At 45.7% G+C, this 21,377-nt stretch carries 15 protein-coding genes; 7 read left to right on the top strand and 8 right to left on the bottom strand.

What is annotated here, in order from left to right; all coding sequences use genetic code 11:
- Positions 1 to 12: 12 nt before the first annotated feature.
- Positions 13 to 3,171: a response regulator gene (locus KJB05_RS09895; RefSeq protein ID WP_208444106.1), complete on the bottom strand. Its 3,159-nt coding sequence runs from the start codon at positions 3,169 to 3,171 to the stop codon at positions 13 to 15.
- Between the two features lie 445 nt (positions 3,172 to 3,616).
- Between KJB05_RS09895 and KJB05_RS09890 the strand changes: the two genes are divergently transcribed.
- Positions 3,617 to 5,152, top strand: a complete 1,536-nt coding sequence (locus KJB05_RS09890; RefSeq protein WP_208444105.1) for a diguanylate cyclase — start codon at positions 3,617 to 3,619, stop codon at positions 5,150 to 5,152.
- Positions 5,153 to 5,208: 56 nt separating this feature from the next.
- On the opposite strand, the gene KJB05_RS09885 is transcribed toward KJB05_RS09890, so the two are convergent.
- The gene (locus KJB05_RS09885; RefSeq protein ID WP_208444104.1) at positions 5,209 to 5,640 is read right to left on the bottom strand and encodes a hypothetical protein; all 432 of its coding nucleotides are present in this window, start codon (positions 5,638 to 5,640) and stop codon (positions 5,209 to 5,211) included.
- 253 nt (positions 5,641 to 5,893) lie between these two features.
- Here KJB05_RS09885 and KJB05_RS09880 point away from each other — a divergent pair, with 253 nt between their 5' ends.
- The 3 genes from KJB05_RS09880 to KJB05_RS09870 are packed head-to-tail and all read left to right on the top strand — an operon-like array spanning position 5,894 to position 7,537.
- Positions 5,894 to 6,109 carry a DUF6434 domain-containing protein gene (locus tag KJB05_RS09880; protein WP_208444103.1) on the top strand — a complete coding sequence of 72 codons (216 nt, stop codon included), beginning with the start codon at positions 5,894 to 5,896 and terminating at the stop codon, positions 6,107 to 6,109.
- 4 nt (positions 6,110 to 6,113) lie between these two features.
- Positions 6,114 to 6,878, top strand: a complete 765-nt coding sequence (locus KJB05_RS09875) for a class I SAM-dependent methyltransferase (RefSeq protein ID WP_208444102.1) — start codon at positions 6,114 to 6,116, stop codon at positions 6,876 to 6,878.
- A complete protein-coding gene (locus tag KJB05_RS09870) occupies positions 6,875 to 7,537 on the top strand; it encodes a DNA alkylation repair protein (RefSeq protein ID WP_208444101.1) in 663 nt (220 codons plus the stop codon). The genes KJB05_RS09875 and KJB05_RS09870 overlap by 4 nt, the downstream gene beginning before the upstream one ends.
- Before the next feature lie 89 nt (positions 7,538 to 7,626).
- On the opposite strand, the gene KJB05_RS09865 is transcribed toward KJB05_RS09870, so the two are convergent.
- Entirely contained in the window at positions 7,627 to 12,027 is a 4,401-nt protein-coding gene (locus KJB05_RS09865) for an SslE/AcfD family lipoprotein zinc metalloprotease (protein WP_208444100.1), read from the bottom strand.
- A 313-nt stretch (positions 12,028 to 12,340) separates the two neighbouring features.
- Between KJB05_RS09865 and KJB05_RS09860 the strand changes: the two genes are divergently transcribed.
- Complete coding sequence (locus KJB05_RS09860) at positions 12,341 to 12,730, top strand: ATP-binding protein (RefSeq protein WP_208444099.1); 390 nt, start codon at positions 12,341 to 12,343, stop codon at positions 12,728 to 12,730.
- 47 nt (positions 12,731 to 12,777) lie between these two features.
- Here KJB05_RS09860 and KJB05_RS09855 read toward each other — a convergent pair whose 3' ends face one another.
- From KJB05_RS09855 to KJB05_RS09845, 3 genes are read right to left on the bottom strand one after another with little or no spacing between them, the layout of a single operon-like run.
- The gene (locus KJB05_RS09855) at positions 12,778 to 13,416 is read right to left on the bottom strand and encodes a sugar transferase (RefSeq protein ID WP_208444098.1); all 639 of its coding nucleotides are present in this window, start codon (positions 13,414 to 13,416) and stop codon (positions 12,778 to 12,780) included.
- A gap of 10 nt (positions 13,417 to 13,426) precedes the next feature.
- Complete coding sequence (locus KJB05_RS09850) at positions 13,427 to 14,635, bottom strand: glycosyltransferase family 2 protein (RefSeq protein ID WP_208444097.1); 1,209 nt, start codon at positions 14,633 to 14,635, stop codon at positions 13,427 to 13,429.
- A complete protein-coding gene (locus KJB05_RS09845) occupies positions 14,632 to 15,744 on the bottom strand; it encodes a glycosyltransferase (protein ID WP_208444096.1) in 1,113 nt (370 codons plus the stop codon). The genes KJB05_RS09850 and KJB05_RS09845 overlap by 4 nt, the downstream gene beginning before the upstream one ends.
- Positions 15,745 to 16,138: 394 nt before the next feature.
- On the opposite strand from KJB05_RS09845, the gene KJB05_RS09840 reads away from it, so the two are divergent.
- Together KJB05_RS09840 and KJB05_RS09835 are read left to right on the top strand one after the other, a co-directional pair.
- On the top strand, positions 16,139 to 17,203 hold the full coding sequence (locus tag KJB05_RS09840; RefSeq protein ID WP_208444095.1) for a molybdopterin guanine dinucleotide synthesis B family protein: 1,065 nt from the start codon (positions 16,139 to 16,141) through the stop codon (positions 17,201 to 17,203).
- Complete coding sequence (locus tag KJB05_RS09835; RefSeq protein WP_208444094.1) at positions 17,200 to 18,708, top strand: ABC transporter ATP-binding protein; 1,509 nt, start codon at positions 17,200 to 17,202, stop codon at positions 18,706 to 18,708. Before KJB05_RS09840 ends, KJB05_RS09835 begins: the two co-directional genes overlap by 4 nt.
- A 34-nt stretch (positions 18,709 to 18,742) precedes the next feature.
- On the opposite strand, the gene KJB05_RS09830 is transcribed toward KJB05_RS09835, so the two are convergent.
- Together KJB05_RS09830 and KJB05_RS09825 are read right to left on the bottom strand one after the other, a co-directional pair.
- Complete coding sequence (locus KJB05_RS09830; protein WP_208444093.1) at positions 18,743 to 20,170, bottom strand: chain-length determining protein; 1,428 nt, start codon at positions 20,168 to 20,170, stop codon at positions 18,743 to 18,745.
- Complete coding sequence (locus KJB05_RS09825; RefSeq protein WP_208444092.1) at positions 20,167 to 21,291, bottom strand: glycosyltransferase; 1,125 nt, start codon at positions 21,289 to 21,291, stop codon at positions 20,167 to 20,169. The genes KJB05_RS09830 and KJB05_RS09825 overlap by 4 nt, the downstream gene beginning before the upstream one ends.
- Between the last annotated feature and the right edge of the window lie 86 nt (positions 21,292 to 21,377).

Here is a 21,377-nt window from a genome sequence, read left to right as displayed (position 1 = left end):
TTACCTTATCCGTTAAATCACACTTTCAATTTGGTGAAGAAGTTTTTCTTTTCTCACCGGCTTTGGCACATAGGCATCCATACCTGAGTCGTAACAGCGCTGAATATCGTCGTCCACCACACTTGCCGTCAGTGCAATGATCGGGGTTTTAGGCAGACCAGAAACTCGTTCATAAGCGCGAATTTCTTTTGTCGCCTGAAACCCATCCATCACTGGCATCATGCAATCCATCAAGATGATGTCGAAGCTGTTATCTTGTTGGAACATGTCCACGGCAATTTGACCATTCTCGGCAATCTCAAATTGATAGCCCGCTTTGCTCAGCAGCAATGACGCAACCTTTTGGTTAACGGTATTGTCTTCGACCAACAAGATGCGCTCTGAACGGCTTGGTAAGGTATTCATTGCAGGCTCTTCAGGCTTGTCTGCCGGGCGTGTTTTTGCTGCGGTGCTGATTGGGGTTGGTACCGAGGTTGATGTGTCCACTTCTGGAAAATCAACGGCTTTTGCCAGTTTTTCTTTGAGGATGTTAGCTTTGAATGGTTTGGGTACATAGTCATCCATGCCGACATCAAAACACTTCTGGATGTCGTCATCGACCACACTGGCGGTTAGCGCAATGATTGGAATGCGGTAACTGCGGTTCTCTTCTTTTTCGACTTGGCGGATTTTCTCTGTTGCTTCAAACCCATCCATAACGGGCATTATGCAGTCCATTAGAATCAAGGCGTATTGGTTCTTCTTGAACATGTCGACCGCTTCTTGCCCGTTGGCGGCGAGGTCGAACGTGAAGCCTGCTTTTGTCACATGTAAGCCCGCAATTTTTTGGTTTACTGTGTTGTCATCGACCACCAAGATTTTGTTTTTGGTATTGGCTGTCGCGTTTGCCGCAGCTCGTTGAGCGGTTTGGCTAAATTTGGCCTCACAGTTTTCAAGCGCTTTCACCAAACGTTGGCCAAGCAAAGGTTGCGTGATCATTGCACTGACGCTTTCGCCGAAGTCAAATTGGTCGCTTTGCAGATGTTTGATTAGGCAAACGCGTACATTTTGAGTCTCCAATCGGTGGAAGGCATCTTCGCTTTCCATCGCTGCATTTGGTCGCGTTTCGGCGTAGATGACGATGACGTGTTCTTTGTCATTAATCCAAGTTGGGAGGGCGTCTAAGCTCGTCACGGATTGATGAACCGCAATGCGATAGAAGTTCAGCTCATCACGTAGTGTGCTCTCCATTGCGGCATCTTCACAAACCAACCAAATTTGGCTGTTGGCCGCGGCATGTTTGGCATCAAAGTCTAGCTGAACAACAGAAGGGGACAGTTGGAAGAAAAAGCGACTACCTTGGCCTTTTTCAGATTCCAATTGAATCTTACCGCCCATTAACTCAACGAGCTGAGTACTGATTGCTAAGCCAAGACCGGTACCACCAAACTGGCGTGTTGTAGAGTCGTCTTCTTGTGCAAATGGTTCGAAGATTTTCTTCTGTTGCTGTTCGTCGATACCGATACCTGAATCTCGAACAGAGAATTCCATGACCGCATTAGAGCCAGAAACACTATGAGTGGTAACAGAAAGAAGCACCGTGCCTTTTTCTGTGAACTTAACCGCGTTAGACATAAAGTTCATCACCACTTGGCGTAAGCGGTGATCATCAATCATCAAACGGAAAGGTGTGTTACGACTGATGCTCACTTGAAGATCGATGCCTTTCTCTTTGGCCTTAGGCGAAACGATAGAAGCGATGTCGTAAATAGACTCACGAACACAAGTTGAATGCGGGCTGATAAGTAGCATGCCTGATTCAATTTTTGAGAAGTCTAGAATGTCGTTAATCAAGCTCAACAGTAGTTGCGATGAAGTCTCGATAGTATCCACATAGTCGCGTTGCGTGGCAGTGAGGGAGGTATCAGACAATACTTCTGATATACCGATAACACCGTTAAGTGGCGTTCGTATTTCATGCGACATGTTAGCGAGGAAGCTACTTTTTGCTTTGCTGGCTTTGATTGCATCGTCTTTGGCGCGCTCAGCGTCTTCTTTTGCTTGTGTCAGTTTGATGTTGGCTTGTTCACGCTCATAACTCAGTCTTTCCACTTCTTGAGCAAACTTGCTTAACTCGTCTTTACCTTTAACGAGCTCTTCAAGCGGCGATTCCTCACTGTAGCTATCACGACGGAGAAATTCCAAAACCAACTGAAGATTACTCGTCACTTTACGAACCAGACGTAACGCCAAGCTAATCACCAAAATGGTAATGACAGACATGATACCGATGAACATCAAGCGCTGTTGGTTTGCAGTCGTAATTGCATGGTCCACGTCGGCTTTCAGTTGCTCGGTCATTTTGTTGTCGACGTTTTTAAGCAACGCTAAGCGTCCGTTTAATGCGGTTAAACCTGCGGCAACTTCACCTTCTGGCAGAGTGCTGAGTGCTTCCTCGTTGAGCAGAAAGCTTCTGAACTCTTGGCTGAGGACGAACACTTCATTGGTGAATGTTTCAATTAACAGTTCAACTTGTTGTTGGTTGGCATTAAGTGTGACGAAGCGTTCAAGGAACAATTGTTGGTTTTTGACGAGAGATTCAATCTCGCTGCTGATGTCAGCGTCATAAAATTGGTTTTGCTCAACGGAGTAAATCAGATATTGGCTAAGTCGGTTTTCTTCTTTGGACCAAAACATCAACCACTCAATCTGCATAAGGGCAGATAGGTGAGCTTGGATTTCGAATGTAGCGTCATTAAAAGGGACTTTTTCTAACGCCAATAGAATCTGCTTGTAGGTGTCTGCGCGCCACTCTGCAACGTCTAAGCGCTCATCCATGTCCGTTGTCGTTGCGAGAGAAAGACTGGCTTCTTCCAGACTCGCGAGCAGGTCCGCCATTTCTACGCCATTGTCGGCAAAGATATTCTTGGCTTCATTATTGAGCGACTGCGTGACGGTTTTGATCTCCGACTCTTTGTCTGATACTTCGCTGTTATTCGGCAAGTTATACAGATAAGAGACGCTATCCATATAGTCGGAAAACAGTTGCGCTTTCTCCAGATCTTGAGCCTGAGTGGAAAGCCTGTGAACTTGTTGCCCCGCAAGAAAGAGGAGTAAAACGATGGGTAAAAAAACTAAGCTAAACAGCTTGTGCTTAACAGATAGGTTATTCCATGAAAACGATCCGACCACTGTGCACGTCCATATCCAATAAGTTGATATGAAAAGTGTAGGCTAACTATCTCAATTGTTAGAAATCAAGCAGAAAAATTCACACTTTCGCCATATAAAAATTGTGATACTCGTTACAAAAGGTCGGTGTTTGAAAGAGATAAATCTTCTAATCTATCAATAAAAATAGGGTTTCTCATTCAGTGATAATTATTCAACGCAATGATATTTATAAACAAAGATCATTTGTCGAGTGAGTAAAATGTTTTGTCGTAAAAGGTCATAAAGTGGCTGTGTCGATATACAGGGGGGGGTATAATCGTCGGATTTTCTTGCTAATGAGACTTTGTGAAATATGTGCTTGTGATTTCCCAGAGTTGTACTTCAAACGACGCAAAGATTAGTGGGAAAAAGGCTTAAATAAAAAGTTAACCTCCATACGACAACAAATAACAATAACTAAATCATGAACGTATCTCGAAGTCTTCAATCGGTCACTCTGCGTTACACTGTCCCGATTGTCTTGATCGCGCTTTTCACTAACTTCACCTACTGGGCATACCAGCAGGTCGACGAAGCGAAAAACCTAGCCCGATACCATGTTAAATCTGCAGAGCTCAACCTTGGTACTATCGTCGATGGTTACCGTGATCTGTTACGCGCAATGAGTAAAGATGAGCACTTCGTCGAATCGGACATCACATTGCAAGAGCGTGCGCAACGTGCGGTTCCATATAAGCAAGCCTTTGAACTGGCAGGCATTGGATTCAGCGACGGTGTGGGGAACATGGTCAGCACACACAACAATAAAGTGCATTCCATCGCTCACAGGAATTACTTTCATCAAGTTATCCGCACCAAAGAAACGGTCATGACTAATGTTCTTACCGATGTCTCCAACGGGAAGACCGTATATGTATTGTGCCGTCCTATGTTTGATGAAAACGGTGATCTACAAGGAACAATATCTGCATCTATTCACTTCTCTGAGATTCAAATGGCTCTCGATACTGACGGGGAAAGCGACATTTACAGTGTTCTATTGGATGAAGACCTTAACATCATTAGCCACTCTGTAGACGAGCATTATATCGGTGTGAACTTATTCAATTATGGATATGAAAAGCTGTTTGACCGAGAGGGGAATTTAAAAGCACTGACGGGCACCGATAGCGGCGGCTTCTTTACCTACAGTTATCCGTTAGATTTGTCTTATGTGGAGTTTACTAAGGTGGAGGGCACGCCTTGGATTCTGCTTTCAAAAGCTAAGTTCAGTACCTTGCTAGGTGATGGAACTTTGATGTTTGGTGCAAACGTGATGTTGATTATCGCGATTTACGTCGTTATCGCGCGCTTGATGGGTAAGCAGGTGGTCGGTTTAACTCAACCGCTTGACCGATTCTTAGAAGAGAGCAAGGTGGTGTTCAACGACAGCTCGATGGAGCTAAAAGAGCACTTTGAACAAGTTCTTCAAGCCAGCCGCAATGGCGTATTTTGTTCACGCAGTGGGTTGCTCACGCGGGAGTATTTCTTGCGAGGGGCAGAGAAGTCGTTATCTCTAAGTAATACACCCAAAGCCTGTATCTTCTTTGATATGGATAACCTCAAGTACATCAACGATACATACGGTCACTTAGCGGGCGATAAAGTTATTGCTCTGTTTGTAGCGGTGTTGAGAGAGAGTTTTGGCCACAAGCGCGACATCATAGGTCGATTTGGTGGTGATGAGTTTGTGGTGTTAACGCAAGAGTTTCGAACTAAGCGTGAATTAGAGCTCAAGCTAGACAAATTCCTCGCTAAATTACAAAGCACGGCAGATCGTCTAGGCATCGATATCAGTTTAACGGCGTCAATTGGGGTTGTTCTTACAGAGGGCGTGGGGCGTGATATTGATATTCTGCTGCACTGTTCCGATATGGCGGTGTACCGAGCGAAGCAGTTGGGTAAAGGGCGTTACGCGTTTTATCATACTTCGATGGTAGAAGTGCCGATATTCAGTTAGCAAAAGGGAGGTGTTCAGCCTCCCTTTTTTATTGTGTCTCAGTCGCCGGTGGTGAGTTAAGCCGTAACCGCTTGAGGCAGTTTTCTCAACACATAGATGTCATGATCTCGCAATAGGTAGAGAGTGAAACACGCAGCAAGCATCGGCCATGCCGCGAAGAATAATAGGTTGTTGAACGGGTCTAGGTATTTCGCGAACGAAGAAAAGGTCGAACCTGCGTGTAATACCAGAATTGCAAGATAAGTCAGATTCTTCCAAAGTCCAGCCACAAAAATCCCGATGAACGCCAACTGGGCAATACCTAACGCGACAGAAAATCCACTCGAAATATCTAAGCCATAGAAGCCAGAGAACACTTTCATTGCATGTTCTGGTACCAGCACTTTATCTAGCGCCCACATGATAAATACCAACGCGATACTTAAGCGCAATGCTAACAGCCCTAATCCTAACTGACGTTGAAGCTTTGGTTGGAGCGTTTCTTTCATTTTCATTCCTTTATTGAGTAGTGAAGGTTTCTAATGGCAGACCGACTCTTTCTTAAACTGATTACAACGAGATATGTAAATATTCGTGTCCCGTTCCAATTTGGATTCTTGTCAGCACAATACATAAACCACGGAAATATGACTTAATTGGCAAAAATGAAGTATTAGCGGGCTCAAGGTGGATGTAGCTCATAGAAGATGTCACTCTTTCTTTTGAGCAAGGAGTCGCTAAACAGCACAAAGGGAGAGACATGTGAGCAAAGTGGATTGGCATAAAAATCATATTGAAGACAACACGTTAATTACGTCTTCCTATAAGAACACTCAAAATGTACGTCGTTACTTCAAATTTAAATGTGGAGACGATTTCAAGTTTGACCGTAGCTTTATGCAGTGGATGAACGACGCAGAAGGAACAAGCATGGGTGAGGCCGCTCAAGAGTGGTTACGCAGACAGCAAGCAAAGTAATTATATGGATAGCTATCAATACCGTTTAAACAACGCTCTCTTTAATTCGTTATGGACCAAAGCGGCAGGCGAGAAGTATCCCTCTGAACTACAGCCTTGCAGCAGTTGCACTGTCCAGTTACTCGAACAACTCCAAGGTAAACTCATTGCACTCAACCCCGAGACTGTATTGGACTTAGGTTGTGGAGCTGGTGGTTTTAGTCGCTGGCTGAACCAGACATTAGACTGTCACGTTTTAGGCATCGATCGTTCTGAATTTGCGATTGAGTATGCTCAACAACATACATTGAAAGGCTCAAACATCGAGTTTTTCAAATTAGAGTTTGAGAATTTATCCAGCCTTTCAGCAAAGTTTGACAGTGTGATCAGCATTGATGCACTGCCATTTGCAAGAGATGAAGACCAAGTGCTATCGGATATCCATCATTTACTTAACAAAGGTGGGCAACTGATCTTCACGACACGAGAACCATTAGAAGGATCGCCCAAGTTTAAAATGCTCGGTAGCGCATGGCGTTTATCGCTCGAAAAAAACGGATTTGAATTAATCGAGGCTACTGAAAGAGAGGGGATTTCCGAATTTTGGCATGCTGTCTATCAAGAATGGGTGGGTCATGACGTTCAATTAAGAAAAGTATTACCTGAAGAAGTTGTTGACGGTTTGATGTTGGAAGTTGAACAAGTTGGATCTCGTTTATTTGATGGACGACCTTGGTGGTTGATTCACGCAAAACGTATCGAAATGGAAGAACAGAAAGAAAAACAATGAGTATTGTAGAAACGTTAACTCAACAGTTAAGTGAGATTGGATACCCAGATAAGCGAGTGCGCACGGGCTTGGTGAGAGCGATCTCTGCCGATGGTTTTCGAAGTTTAGACAGTAAACAAGCAGACTTCGTTTTTGAGCAGTGTGAAACGTTGCTGGCAGAGCGTGATTGGGCATTAAGCGTGATTGCGTTTGATTGGGCGTTTAGAGTGAAAAAGCATTATGACGCCGCCACGTACGACCGATTCGAAACTTGGCTTTATCAATACATTACCGATTGGAATGATTGTGATGATTTTTGCACTCATGCGCTCGGTGCGCTTATTGCTCAGGACAACAGCCTGTTCGTTCGCACATTGGAGTGGGTTAAGAGTGATAACTTTGCCGTGAGGCGAGCAGCCGCTGTGACGCTTATCTATCCGATCAATAAAGGTCTATACAAAGGGACTGAGCCTTTTCACATAGCAGATTTGTTGCTCGAAGATGATCATTATTTAGTGCAAAAAGGCTATGGCTGGATGCTCAAAGTGTTGGCGCAAAAAGAACCAGAGCGAGTGGTGGACTACTTGAAACGTCAGCATAGCAAGATGCCGAGGACGGCGTTTCGATATGCGATAGAAAAGCTGGATAAGCAAACTAAACGAGAGTTGATGGCCTTGTAGCTTTCCTCTTCGGCACTTCGCCAAAGCAAACAGAGTGATACAAAAAAAGCCAACAGAATCGAATTCTGTCGGCTTTATCGTCTTACGGGTTACTTAACAGACAAATACTCAGAAGGTGATTTATCTGGTTTCGGTAAATCCATCGACGCAACCGCGTTGAAACCGGCAGGCGTTAAACCACCAGAGTAATCAACAGTGCCATTTGGCAGGTTGGCTTTGGTTTCTGATGGGTTCCACATACGGAAGTAATCTGTCAGATCGTATCCGGTCAGGTATGAGGTACATGCCATCATGAGATCACCTTGGCTTAACTGGCTGCTTTGTGCAGAACAGTAGTTAATGCCTTGGTCGCCAATACTGTCACCACGTGCTTTACGGTGTGCGAGTTTGAAGAAGTTCCAGCCTTGGTCTTCACCAAAGATGCTCGGCTTCTCTGCTTGATTCGCATACCAATCATCGATGTTGAAATGGTTTTCTGCCCAAAGCTTTAACTGGCCGAACATCGCTAAACGCATACCGACATCCGCTTCACTCCAAGCATGGCCTTCGAAGCGATCAAGCCATAAAGGTGACTTGGATAGATCACTCGCAATGCGGTCCATGTATGGCTTTGATTCACGCTGTTCTTGCATGTAAAGCGCAAGAATGTTGTTGGTGACCTCGGTAGAGCCTGCCATCATAAACGGCGCAGAAGCAAGGTTGTGTCCGACTTCATGCCATAGCAACCAGTCATTGGTTGGGTTTGATGGAACGACAGTCCATGTTGGCCAGTAGCTGTTGCTTTGAACTGGGTAGCCTGAGTGCGCCGCACCAATCGAGATTTGTACATCATTCACGAAGCGATGTCGGTTGGCGAGTAGAGCATCATAAGTAAATCGACGGTGTTTTCCTTCTGCCGTGACTTGATCACGTCCGTAAAAATCACTCGCATGGTTCGCGAATGCGTTCAGCTCATCGGCAAACTTAGGTACGTCTGTGTCCAATACGTTTTTCACTGGCGTCGTGTAGACGAAATGACCAGAATCGATTTCTGCCAATGGGACGTCAGTGTTGATTGGGCTTAACCAAGCACCGTCTTTCCACCAAGACGCACGAAGCACACCAGTGAAGTTAAACGTCACAACGTCACGAGAATCCACTTCTAACGGTTGAATGTAAATCAAACCACCGTAAGGTACTTTGAAGCTCAAAGACGAACCATCATATTGGAAGGTCTTTTGCACGCGTGGCGGGCGTTTCAAGCTCAGTTCGTGGTTTGCACGGCCCGTCAGGTCATCCACTAATGCAACATTGATAGACGCTTTTACACCACCAGAGATGGTGACTTCTTCAAGTTGCGGTGCCCACAAGCCCGTCGATTGCATGCTGCCTGCCGTACCAATCACGGTTTTGTTGTCGGTATGAATCGCAACGCTCGCTGTACTGCCTGATTGAACAGGGCGACCCGGGTAGCCAGTCGTATCAACACTGATCTCTAAATCCCAGTAAGAGCGACCCAACATCATGCGTGTTAACGGTTTTTCCATCCAGTTCAGAGGGTAGGACGGGTTCAGCTCGCCTGATTCGGTAATCATTGACCATTTAGCAAGCTGATCTCGTGTATCTTGACTACAAACATTACCGCCTTGATGTGCGTTGCTTGTGTAACAGTTCAGCATTTCGACCGCACGTTCGAAGCCAAGCTCATCTTGTACGTTTGGATTGAACTCGTATTGCTCGTCATTCCACAACCAAACGGATAGGTTATCGTAGGTTGAAGTTAGCTCAGCCTGCGACAAGCGTTCACCAATTTCCCCTTTACTGCGGTAGTAAAGCTCGTGAGAAAGTAGACGATCAATATTGGCACCTAAGTTCGCCGCTTTTACCATGCTATCCACGACTTCAGGGCTCATTTCGTAACGGGTAAAGTCTGGGCGATGGTGGTTACCGCGGCTAGGAATACCATGACCTTCGCGCACTTCAATACAGTTTACTTCGTATTGGTAATTGTCTTTACAAACCGGAACGCCAGGGAACTCGCGTTGAAGCTCTGCGATTGCTGCTTGTTTCTCTTGTTCCGACTTCACCATGTGGAATGCATAACGTTGATGCTCTTGTCCATCGATGGAGACGTTGTATAGCGGTATCTCAAGGGTAGGCATGTCGATATTACCCGGCCATGTCACCGTACCGTTGTCATTAATCTCAATCTTAGTCGTGTCTGCATAACGTTCATAAACCACGAGGTCGTGCTCTGCGACCGCATGCAAGTTAGGTACGTTCGGGCCTGATGTGCTGTGACACCAATAGCTGTCCGTACACAGAGACTGGAATGTTTTGGCAACGTTCGCTCCGCCAACCGAAACACCTGCCGCATCCGCTAAACGAGCAATCGGCTCTGGGTTACTTTCTTCCAAAGCGTCAAAGAAGATGATGCTACCGCCGTTGTTTACGTATTCGATCAGCGCTGTAACGTCATCTGCGTCCAACTTAGGTTGGTTGATGTCAGACACGACGGATTTTGTCGCGTAGCCATCGGTTTTGATTTCGTAAGACTGAAGCAAAAGCAGTGGTGTAGAGGTTGGATCTAATGAGTCAAACTGGCCGCTGCTTAGTACGTCCATTTCACCCAATTTATAGCTTGGATTGACAAAGAAATCGTAGATTTGACCTTCTTTGCGATCCCAACGGAATGCGTGACCTTTGTTGATATTGGTGGCAATCGCGACAGATTCTTGCGTTGCATTCGGCACTAACCAATCGATCAAGTTGCTGAACATGATTTGCATGCTGCCGCGATCGGTACGAGTATCCGCATCTTGCGCTTCTTGGTTGTGAGGCGTGCTATAACGACATTGCTGCGCTTCGCTGTCGATGCCTAGATCTGCGCCTGCCCAGTAGTTTTCTGGACAAGAGAAGATAGAGGTGTACATCGCATTACCCAAGAACACCACTTTACCCGAACCAATCATACCTGCCGTCATGGTTGGTAGATTAAAGGTCGCGGTTTGTTTGGAAATCACTTCTGGGCGCTGCATCACGACCGTTGCGTTTTCATCAATGGTTGTGGCATCCACAATGTAGGCTTTTTGATCTTTGCCCGAACCACGAGTCCATGCCGCTTCTTCACCAAACGGGAGCCAGTAGCTGTTGTCGTTACGTGGCATCAGAACAGGGAAGGCTTCGTTAGTTAGGTTGAAGTTACGCATTGCACGTGTGTAACCAGAGCCACCCCAACCATGGTTATCATGGAAGATGTGCACGCTATCCACACCAGCATAAATCTGATGCAGAGACTGCGTGACATAATTACTACCAGAAGCACTAACCGTACGCAGCATAGGCGCAGCAAAGCCTGACCATTGAGGCGTCTGCTTTAATTGCCCATCAATGATTTGTGTTAAACCTTGGCTGAATTGTGCTTCGAACTCATTTGGCGTGGTGAAGTTCGTGCCTTCAATTTTTGCGCCGTTTGGTAGGCTCAAATTGATCAGCTCGTTAATAACGTTCGGGTATTGTGCAAACACCTGACGAACGGTATCGCTGATCTCAATGTGGTTGCCAGAAGACACACCATAGCGATGAACGAACGCATCAAGGTTCTGTTTCACCAATGGGTTGTCGCTTAAATCCGCAAGTTGGTAATTGACCTTATTGCCTTTCACTTGGCCTAGAGTAAAGGTGTCGATACCAAAGATCAGGTTCTCACCCCAAAGGTATTCAAATTCACCGTTGGCATCCGTGATTCCGCGTGCGGATTGGCTAAAGAACTCGACGCCAGCAAGCGCATTTCCTTGCGAGTCGGTCAAACGGCTTTTGGTCAACGGTTTGTTGGAAGCACTTGGTTTGTATTCGTAAGTCGCCTCTGCATTGGCAGACACAAACGGCCCCGTTAAGTTGTTGCTTGCGCCCGGAGTGACTTCTGGTTGAAGTTCTGGATCAACGTGCGCGCTTGGTTGTTCACCTTCGTTTGCAACACTTGGATTGAGGAACTCATCAATCGCAACTTGATCGTCACTTTCGTATAAGCCTTGGATGTCATAACTGTTGATTTCATCCAAACACACTTGTGCGTCCTGAGTAGGGCACGTGTCGATCTTGTTCAACAGCTTAGTGGCGTTGTTTGCGTGTTGGCCGAGTACGTCTTTTAGGTCATAGGCTTGCGTTAATTCAGCTGGCTGTGAACCCATACGAGTTTGCTCAGGGATCTGGTAACTGAACTCACCTAACGTCACACCACCAAATTGACAATCAAACTGGCCTTCTGAAGCTGCATAGGTGAAGTAACCAGACTCACTGATGTCTTGTCCATCAAACTGAATATCACCAGTGATCTGTTTACCGTTAATGAACAGCTTACCTTGGTAGGTAGTCACGCCAATATCTGGTTGATCAGGCGGTAAATCTGGTTCGACCGTTGGAGGTGTGGTGCTTGTTGAGTGTTTGTTTTCATCGCCACCGCAGCCAAACAGCAGCGATGCGACAAGGATTGAAAGAAGACTTCTTTTCAAAGACTAAACCCTTATGAAATGCCATCGTCGTCTGGATGGCGAGTTGGTTGAGATTAACTTTATCTAAAAGCTCACAGATATTGAGTTTTAATTTATAAGTGCCTAACTTTTAGTGACTTTTTAGGGCTCAATAAATGCGCGCGCATTCTAGTTTCAAATGCGGCAGGAGGGAACAAAAATTAATGGCGAATCGCGATTATTTACACAAATGAGAGCAGGATTCCGAGAATGCTAAAACCGTGTGGTTGCTTTCGCTTTCTTTTCTATAAAAATAGCGTACAGTTTGCTGGTTTTTCACTGAAATCATCCCATTATGTCTAACGCGAAACTTCTTCTAATCCGTGGTTTACCGGGCTCTGGTAAGACGACACTTGCCAAGAAATTGTCCAAACAGCTCAAAGCAAAACATTTTGAAGCTGACATGTATTTTGAGAATGAAATTGGCGAATACCATTTTGATGGCACAAAGCTGGCTGATGCGCATGAGTGGTGCTTTCAACAAACTCGCAAATGGCTAAGCAAAGGAAAAACTGTGATCGTCAGTAACACGTTTGTGCGCCATTGGGAGATGAAACGGTATTTGAAGTACTGTGAGAAAAAGCAGATTGAAGTGGAAGTGCAGGTTTGCCGGGGTGAGTATGAAAGCATTCATGGTGTGCCATCAGCGACGGTAGAGAATATGCGCCGCCAATGGCAAGAGTAACGGTTCTTCATTCTTTGTTTCTTTCTAATTAGTTGAGCCTCTATGGTTTACTGACCGCGACCGTCGATCATCACCACTAGTGTTTTGCTCATGATGGCAATGTCCATGGAAATCCACGAGTAAAAAGAACTCAAGCTCAGTGCGTAACTGTGGTCGAAACCTACCTTGCGACGAACATCTTCAATACAAGAGTCATAACCTTGGTTTACTTGCGCTAGACCTGTGATGCCAGGTAGCACTCCGTATGTGCGTTCAACAAAATAAGGAATTTCGTCTTCCAACTTTTGATAGAAAGCAGGGCGTTCTGGACGAGGGCCAATCAAAGACATTTCACCTTTTAGCACATTGAACAGTTGTGGAAGCTCATCCAAGCGAGTTTTGCGTAGGAAGCGTCCAACCGGAGTGATACGTGGGTCGTTCTCAGAAGCCCATACCGCACCAGAGCGTTGCTCTGCATCCACATACATGGTTCGAAATTTCATAATTTCAAACAGATCCATTTTTTCCGGTGTGCAGCGTCCAACACGAAGCTGACGATAAATCACAGGGCCTTTTGAGTTCATCACAATTGCTAACGTAATCAAAGGCATAATCGGCATGGTGACGAGCAAGATGAGCAGTGAAACAACCACATCGAAAGCGCGTTTTGCTAGATGAATATTTGAGTCGTAGCGTGAAGTTTTCATGATGCTTTCCTTATTGATTAACGCGCTTCCAGCGTCCGTTTTCCATTCCAAGTAGGTAGCGTAGTCCGCCTGCGAAGTTAGCTATGTGTCCAACCACTAAGTAATTGATTAACTTAAATGGCTTAAACAAATTTAATACTGGTACTAAGTAAGTGATGAGAGCAACTGAGTAGACTGCCAGTTGTGCCAGCATCAGAAATTGAAACGCTGGGTAGTGAATCAGCAGTAACGAACTCACCAAACACATAATCATTAAGTAAGGTGTCGCAAGACGCAGTACCTTTCCCGATAGAAATGCAAATGCAGTGCCACGATAGCGAGGTAATAACAGTTTTTTCAGTTTCAAGAACTGCTGCATGTTACCCGCCGAGATACGTAGGCGACGTTTGAAGTCTGAACTGTCCGAGCTTTCTTCCAGTTCGATGGCTAACATTTTTGGTTCATAAACGGAGTCATAACCTTGAAGCACAATGCGCATTGGCAAAATGAAGTCATCGTTAATGATCTCAAGCTCTAATGGTGAAAACAGTTTGGTTCTGAAGGTATAGAATGCGCCGTGAGAACCAATGGTTGAGCCGATCAATGACTCTTTGTATTTCACGTTCGATTGATATTGCCAGTAAGCTGCTTCGCCTTGGTTCTGTGTCGCCATGATTTGATAGGTTGCGTTCACCACTCCCACTTTCTCATTTTGATAATGCTGACTGGCTAACAAAAGCGAATCGCAAGAGACGAGGGCAGACACATCACTTAATGCGGTGATATCTGAAGTGACGCTCTCCATTTCCACGTTGATTAATCCGACTTTACCGCGGTTTACCTCATAGTCATGCACAATGAACAGAGTGTCTGCGCAGATGGCTTCTTGAATCGTATCTTGTGCAATCGCTGCGGTGTTATCTGTACAGCCATCGCAAGCAATGACGACGGCCAGTTTATCTCTCGGGTAGTCTAGGCTTGCTAGGTTACGGATTTTTTCTGCTATCCATTGCTCCTCATTGTAAGCAGGAACGATCACCGTGACACTTGGCAGTGTGCAGTCATGTTTTGAAGCTTTGTAGCAGCGCTCTTTTGCGTTTTGTTTTCTTGCATTCTTTTTCGCTTTTCGTTGTTCTCTGCGTGCCGATAACCAATTCAAAACCAAAGGATAACCGACGTGATGATAGATAATCAGTAGCGCAGACAAAACAAAACCAGCCGTCCATAGTAGATCAATCATGCGTTCTCTCCCTGAGCCAATGTTGAGTAGCGATTTACCATATTGCGAATATCAAAATGTTTAAGAATGTGTGCTCTTGGTGATTGTGGTGTTTGTCGTAATTGCTGCGACAGTGCATCTGCTAACACTGGTACTTTGTTCGGTTCGACGAGCGCGCCGATTTGTGGACACAATGTCTCTTTTACCGCGCCAACATCGCTTGCAATGCAAGGGACACCACAAGCCTGTGCTTCTAACGTGGATAAAGGGAAGCCCTCTTGCAGTGAAGGAAGGCAAAACACATTGAGGCTCTGATAAAAACGAGGCATGTCGCTTACTAACCCGAGGAAAGTCACTCGGTCTTCTAACCCAAGTGTGCGAACTTGTGCTTCTAGAATGCCTCTTTGGCTGCCGCAACCAGCAATTGCAAGATGGGTGTTTTGTGGAAGATGAGAAAAGGCTTTGATGAGGATCTCTTGTCCTTTCACCGTTTCTAAGCGACCCGCTGTACCTACAATGAACTTGTCTGTAGGAAGAGCGAAAAACTCACGCGCTTTTTGTGGATTACCATCGGTGAATTTCTCGCAGTCGATTCCATTGTGGATGGTGCTTACGCGCTGATATCCCAACTTATTCGTGATTTGGTCAGCGACAAAGTCTGCATCTGCCACGACTTGAGGGCGAAGCACTTTAAGAAGCGTCGATTGCAGTCTCGCGGCCTTTTTATTGTTTAAATGCCACGCATCATGCTCAGTGTGGATCAAGGTTTTGATGCCATTCAAACGAGCTGCGGTGCCACCGTACAGCAAAGGCCCAATGTGATGTGTATGGACGACGTTTGCATTCAGTTGTTTTAATTTTGCTTTCAAAACCTTGAAGGTTGATAGATGCAAACCAGACGGCTTGTTTAGAAAGTGGAGTTGGTCTTCAAAGTCCGCCAACTTCTCCCAATGATTTAGCGCAGTTTGTTTGTTTCCCTCTAGGCTGATAACAAAAACGGAGTCTTCGGCTTTGGCAAAGCGAAGCATCTCAAGCACCAAAGTTTCCAAACCGCCTGGAGCAAGATGCTGAACGATGTGAACGATCACGTTGCCATTATTGCTTGAGTTTTTAGTCTCTGAGTTTTTCATTCCTGAGCCCTCGGCGCATTTCCCTTAATTTTGCTTATCCAGTTCATTGCAGTCTGTATGCCAGAAATAAACCTATTAAAATTCAGTGGTTTAAATCTTATCTTTCAAAGTGAGTCAAAACGAGAAGGGTCGATTCTCAAATTGAGATTCAAATTTCGTCATACCAAGAGGAGCGAGAATTCAATTGGTTAGCAGCTATTCGGAATCTAACTAATAAGTTTTGTGAATCTTTTATTTCAAATCATCAGTTCTTCACAACTGCTTCACATTTAGTTTTCTACAGTGCTTTCTGTCAGCGCAAAACCTGACCAAATACTCAGGGCGTTGATACCACTAAGTCGGAAATCGAGTTGAAAAAATGCATCTCTACAGATGGTAGAAATGGAGAATTCTTATGATTATGTTGAGTCAGGCTTACCGTATTGCTTCGGCTAAGCGAACTTTTGTAACCCGTCGTGTTCCCCTTGAGCTTATGCAATCTCTCGTTGGAGGGAATGGGGTAAGCAAGCCAAAATCTGGTGATCTTGTATTGGCGAAAATTGTGCAGGTTGGTCATCACAAATTTGGAGAGAGAACGGACGGACGACGTGCCGCGTTGTTTGAAGGGGACGAGATTATCTTGGCGTATGGGCATCGTTATGCGCCCGATCAGTTTGAAGCTGTTGTTCCAGGTTCACTCGAAGAGTGCCATATGGTGGCAGCGGGTGGGATTGCTGCCCAAGCGATATCTTGGCATTCGAAGACCAAATCGCCAACTGTCATTCAACCTGTCGGTCTTATTGCGGACTACTCAGGCAAAATCATTAATGTGTCTGATTTCGCTGTGGATGAATCGAACTTAGTTGAACTCGTCCCGAGCGTAGCGGTGGTTGGTACTTCTATGAACGCAGGCAAAACGACTTCTGCCGCGCACATCATCAGAGGTCTGAACAAGGCCGGTTATCGTGTTGGCGCGATGAAGGTAACGGGAACTGGGGCAGGCGGCGACCTTTGGTTAATGAAAGACTCCGGTGCTTATATTGCGCTTGATTTCACAGATGCAGGTCACGCCACCACCTTTAAAGTAAACAGTTTTGACCTGATGAATATTGTCGATCGTCTGTCTCAGGAGTTGATTCGATTTGGTTGTAACGCCATTGTGGTTGAGATCGCCGATGGGATCTTTCAGAAAGAAACCAGAGAATTACTTGAGAATCGAGAGTTTAAAGCCCGCTTCCCAAACGTCGTTTTTGCTGCGAGAGAGTCATTAGGTGCAACGGCTGGTGTCCAGTGGTTGAGTAATCAAGGTTATTCCGTCTCCGCCGTTAGCGGTATTGTGTGTGCGTCACCCTTGTCTACCCGTGAGATTACACAACATATAGACACACCGGTTTATGGCTTAGATTTGCTTATTGAACCCAGTATTTCGAAGTCTTTACTGCACTTTCCAAGCATGACACCGGAGCTCGAACTCGCATGAAGCTGCACGCCCTTTTTTCCGGCGTGAGAAAACGCTGGCTGGTTCAGTTAGTGATACTAGGATTGATCATTTCCGCACTTAATGTCGGTAATGTTTTGGTGCTCGACACGCTTTGGCATCATGCGGAATTTAACAACCTAGTGCTTTTCTTGCTGTTGGGAATTGGGGCGTACTTGTTGACGATAGTCGAAAGCTATTTAGGCGAGAAGCTTGGTCAGCATTACTTAAAAGACATACGACATCAACTCTATACCGAGTTGATGTCGCCTAAGAACGAGCAACCTCCAAGAAGGCTTGGTGTGTCGATGAGTCGAATGATCACCGACAGTAACAACATCAAAAACTGGGCGAGTTTAGGGGCGGCGACGTTAGTCACCAGCGGATTTTCATTTATTGGCTATCTCGTGCTTATCTTCTACCTGTGGCCGAGTTTCAGTTGGCAAGTGTCTTGGGTGGTTGCTGGGCTTTTCTCGTTGTCTTTGGCGCTGACGCCACGCTTAACCGAGCTTGCTTTAACACTGCGTACTGACCGAGGTCGCTTGAGCGGGCATTTATGCGAGCGCATTATGGGCTACCAAAGTGTGAATCAGTTTCGTCAGATTAAACGCGAAGGGCGACGCCTTAATCGCTGCAGCGAGATGTTGGGTGATACATCAAAGCAAAATAGCGTTTTCCAAGCTGTTCTCACCCAGCAAACGGCAATGTGGTTCTGTATTCTTCTTGCGTTATTGTTCACTCACCAAGTTTGGCAAGAGCATCCGGTGGAGCAAAACTTTGGCACTTTGATGCTGATCATCGGTTTGTTATTTAACGCGCTAAGAGACATCACCATCAGTTGGGGCTATGCCATCACTTACTATGTCGCCAAGGAGCGATTGGAGTTGGCGATGAGTCGCACGCGGGGTAATTACAAGCGTCAGATTCATAAAATCGATACTGACCTTGCTCTGTGTTTGTGCGTTAAGAATTTCTCCGTTCCGTTCTCCGGTGAAAACTTATCGGTCAATATCTTTAAAGGGCGTTCGATTGATCTGTCGAGCATCGACCCAATCAACAAAACCGCGATTTGCACTGTATTGAGTGGGATCGTGACCGACTACATGGGGGACGTGGCGCTGGAGAAAATGGACATTCGAACCATAAACAATTCTTCATTACGTAGGTATGTTTATATCATCGATGACCAATGTCAGCTGTTTCGAGGTACGGTTTTGACCAACATTCGATATGGCAATCGTCGAGCCACAGAAGAGGAGGTGAGCAGTGTGTGTTTGTTTGTCGGCATCAGTCCAGAGCGCTTGGATTGTGCAGTTGCTGAGTTTGGAAATCATTTAGATAAAACGCTGTATAACCAGATTCTGATTGCACGTGTTTTGTTGTCGAAACCTAAGCTCATCGTGTTGAATCATCACAGTATAGGGCAAGATGTCGTATTGATGCGCTTGCTTAAGGTGAATGCGAGTGTTGAAACCTACACCTTGCTCAGCTTGGTGCGAATGGAGTAACACCATCGCACCAAGGAGCAATCAAGTATTCGGTCTAAAAGGCTATTTTTGGAATGGTCGTAATCACTGGCACCCCAAGGTGTTTCTCGAGTGTTTTACGAGAGCGAATGGAGTTGTCTGCTAATTCAGCAATGGTTGCTAAGCCAATTCCCAAGCCTGCGCCGCCAATGAATCCCAAAATGACAAATACAAACGCAGGCAGGTTGGAAGGAATCGTTGGAGTGTAAGGTTCATCAATGACTTTTACACGTTTGTTTTCCTCAAACACACCTAAAGATCCGGTGAGCTGTGCCATTTCATAACGTTCAACCAGTTCGTCATACAACTCGCGTTTTACTGTCACGTCGCGAGCTAGACGGTTGATTTCAGTTGCGGTACTACCAAAACGGTTTGCATTGACTTCTAGCTCCTGAATCATACTTTGCAGGCTAATGGCTTCTTCCTGAAGCGATTCGTATCGACCGCGCATGATTTGCAATTGATGAAGCTGAGAAACAAGCAGAGGTTGCGCATCACCAATATTACTTACCGTTGCTGTACTGGCGATATCCCAAAGTTGATTACTGTTCATCTCTGGTTGTTTTGAGTTGAGTAGAATTGAACGCTCTTGCTCTAGGCGATTTAGCTCGCGCAGCTTACCCTGAACCATACTGTGTGCTTCTGTGTACTTGGCGCGAAGTAGGGTTAATTCACTGCGGATCTCGATGATTTGCTCCTCAATCTTACCAATCACTGGATTGGTCTTTGAAAGCTGTTGGTCCAAGCTACCCAAGCTTCGTTTTACACCTGCTAGTTCCGCTTCTTTCTCTGCCAATGTCTGCTTTAGGCTCGCTAAACGAGTCAGGCTTTGTGCTTGCATCTCTGGTGTCGCGTGCGAGTAAGCGTTTTTGTACTCGGCAAAAGCTTGCTCTGCTTTATCCAGTTCTTCACGACGTTTATCGATGTGAATGGTAAGAAAGTGGCTTGAGTCTTTAATTGAAGAGCGCTCTGGCGCAAGCAACTGCTCAACAAAATGATCACTGACGGAACCAAGCACTTCTTCCATGCCTTCAGATTTACCACTGGTTAACTGGATTTGAATGAAATCTTTGCCAAGCTGTTGCACAGTGAGGCGATTGGCAAGATCTTTAATGATGAACTCTTGCTCTTTCGGGCCCATGGTGTCGTCAATCAAGCCCTGTTCCTGAGCAACCGAATACAGTACATGACGGCTTTTCAGTAGGGTGCTTAATGCACTTAAGCGGTCTTTCAGCATGGTCGAGACGGCAAGGTCCTCAAGGAACGGGTTCATTTTCGCTGTTTCTTGAATCAACATGCTCGTGTGCGCCACATATTTCGTCGGCATCATTTTACTGACGACAAACCCCAAGATTGGTAACACCAACATCGGAATGACAATCAGGTAACGACGTCGCCACGCACCGTGCAGTAATAGGGTGATGTTGTCTCTTAAATCGTTCATAACGCCCTCACTAATTGCTCAACTTGACGTGCTCTTGATTGCCAACTTTGTTTTTGGATGATCGAGAGTGATCCTTCTGGTGGTGGGAGTAAATGATTGAGGCTTGCACAAACATCATCTACGTCCGCCACAACATGCAACATGTGTTGGTAAGGCTTAAGTGCTGGGAAAGCCGTACTGATGACTGGTGTACCTGTTGCGAGGTATTCCAACAGTTTAAGCGGATTACAGGCTTGAATTTGCGCGTTATCAACGAATGGAAGCCAGCTCGCATCCCAATGCTGTGAGTAGCTAGGTAAATCTTGATGTGCTCGAAGTCCTAGGTAATGGACGTTGCTTCGTTGTGGCAACGGGTTGTGAGGAAATTCATTTGGACCAATAAAGACCAAGTCCCAATCCTGCGCTTGATCGGCCACTTGCTCTATCAAACGGTAATCTAACCATTCTGATAGGCTGCCGTAAAAACCAAGGACCTTACGACCATTGTTTGGCATATCTTGCGCTTTTGCCGCTGGCTCTGAGAACAAGCTGAAATCCACGCCATGTGGTAGGGTGACGGTTTTCTCTTGTGGAAACTCAGCGGCAAGTTTGTCACTCGCGGCCAGAATGAGGTCTGCGCTATCAATCAGGTCTGCTTCATGTTCCAAAACGGTTTGATGATCCACACCTGCTAGTGCGCCAAAGTCGTCTCCACAGTAATAAACAATGCCTTTGGTGCTCATTTCTCGGCAAATATCCACAGCGGTAGGCAGTGATGTCCAAAAAATGGCATGTTGAAAGCCGAGCTCATTCAGCTTTTTGCTCAGTTGATGTTTCATCATTTTCGTCGCTACGCTACGTGCCCATTTCGATTTGGGAGCGGGAATCGTCAACAGAGTAATGGTGTGGATGTTTGCGTCTTCTTCACGACCGAGAGGCGTTTGGACCTTGTCTTGTTGTTTGACCGAGCCAGTCAGTTTAGTTACGAGGCGTTTAGCGTCTTTCGGTGTGAACTTTGGCTGTCTTAAGCCAATCGAGTTGACCCAAAGAATACGATGGTTGTTCGCTAGGTGCTTTATCAGATGTTGAGTGGAAGATGGCAAGCCGCCGAAGTCTTCTCCAAATACTACGATATCTGTCATCGTTCTCTCCTTGAGCCAATTGATTCGTTGTTGTTACTCAAAGACGTATCACGATGCGTGCCAAGGAATTAAGTATTATTAAAACA

The sequence above is a fragment of the Vibrio sp. B1ASS3 genome (assembly GCF_905175355.1).
Taxonomy (GTDB): Bacteria; Pseudomonadota; Gammaproteobacteria; order Enterobacterales; family Vibrionaceae; genus Vibrio; species Vibrio owensii.
The sequence above is the reverse complement of the archived record's forward strand: the minus strand, read 5'-3'. Positions and strand labels throughout refer to the sequence as shown.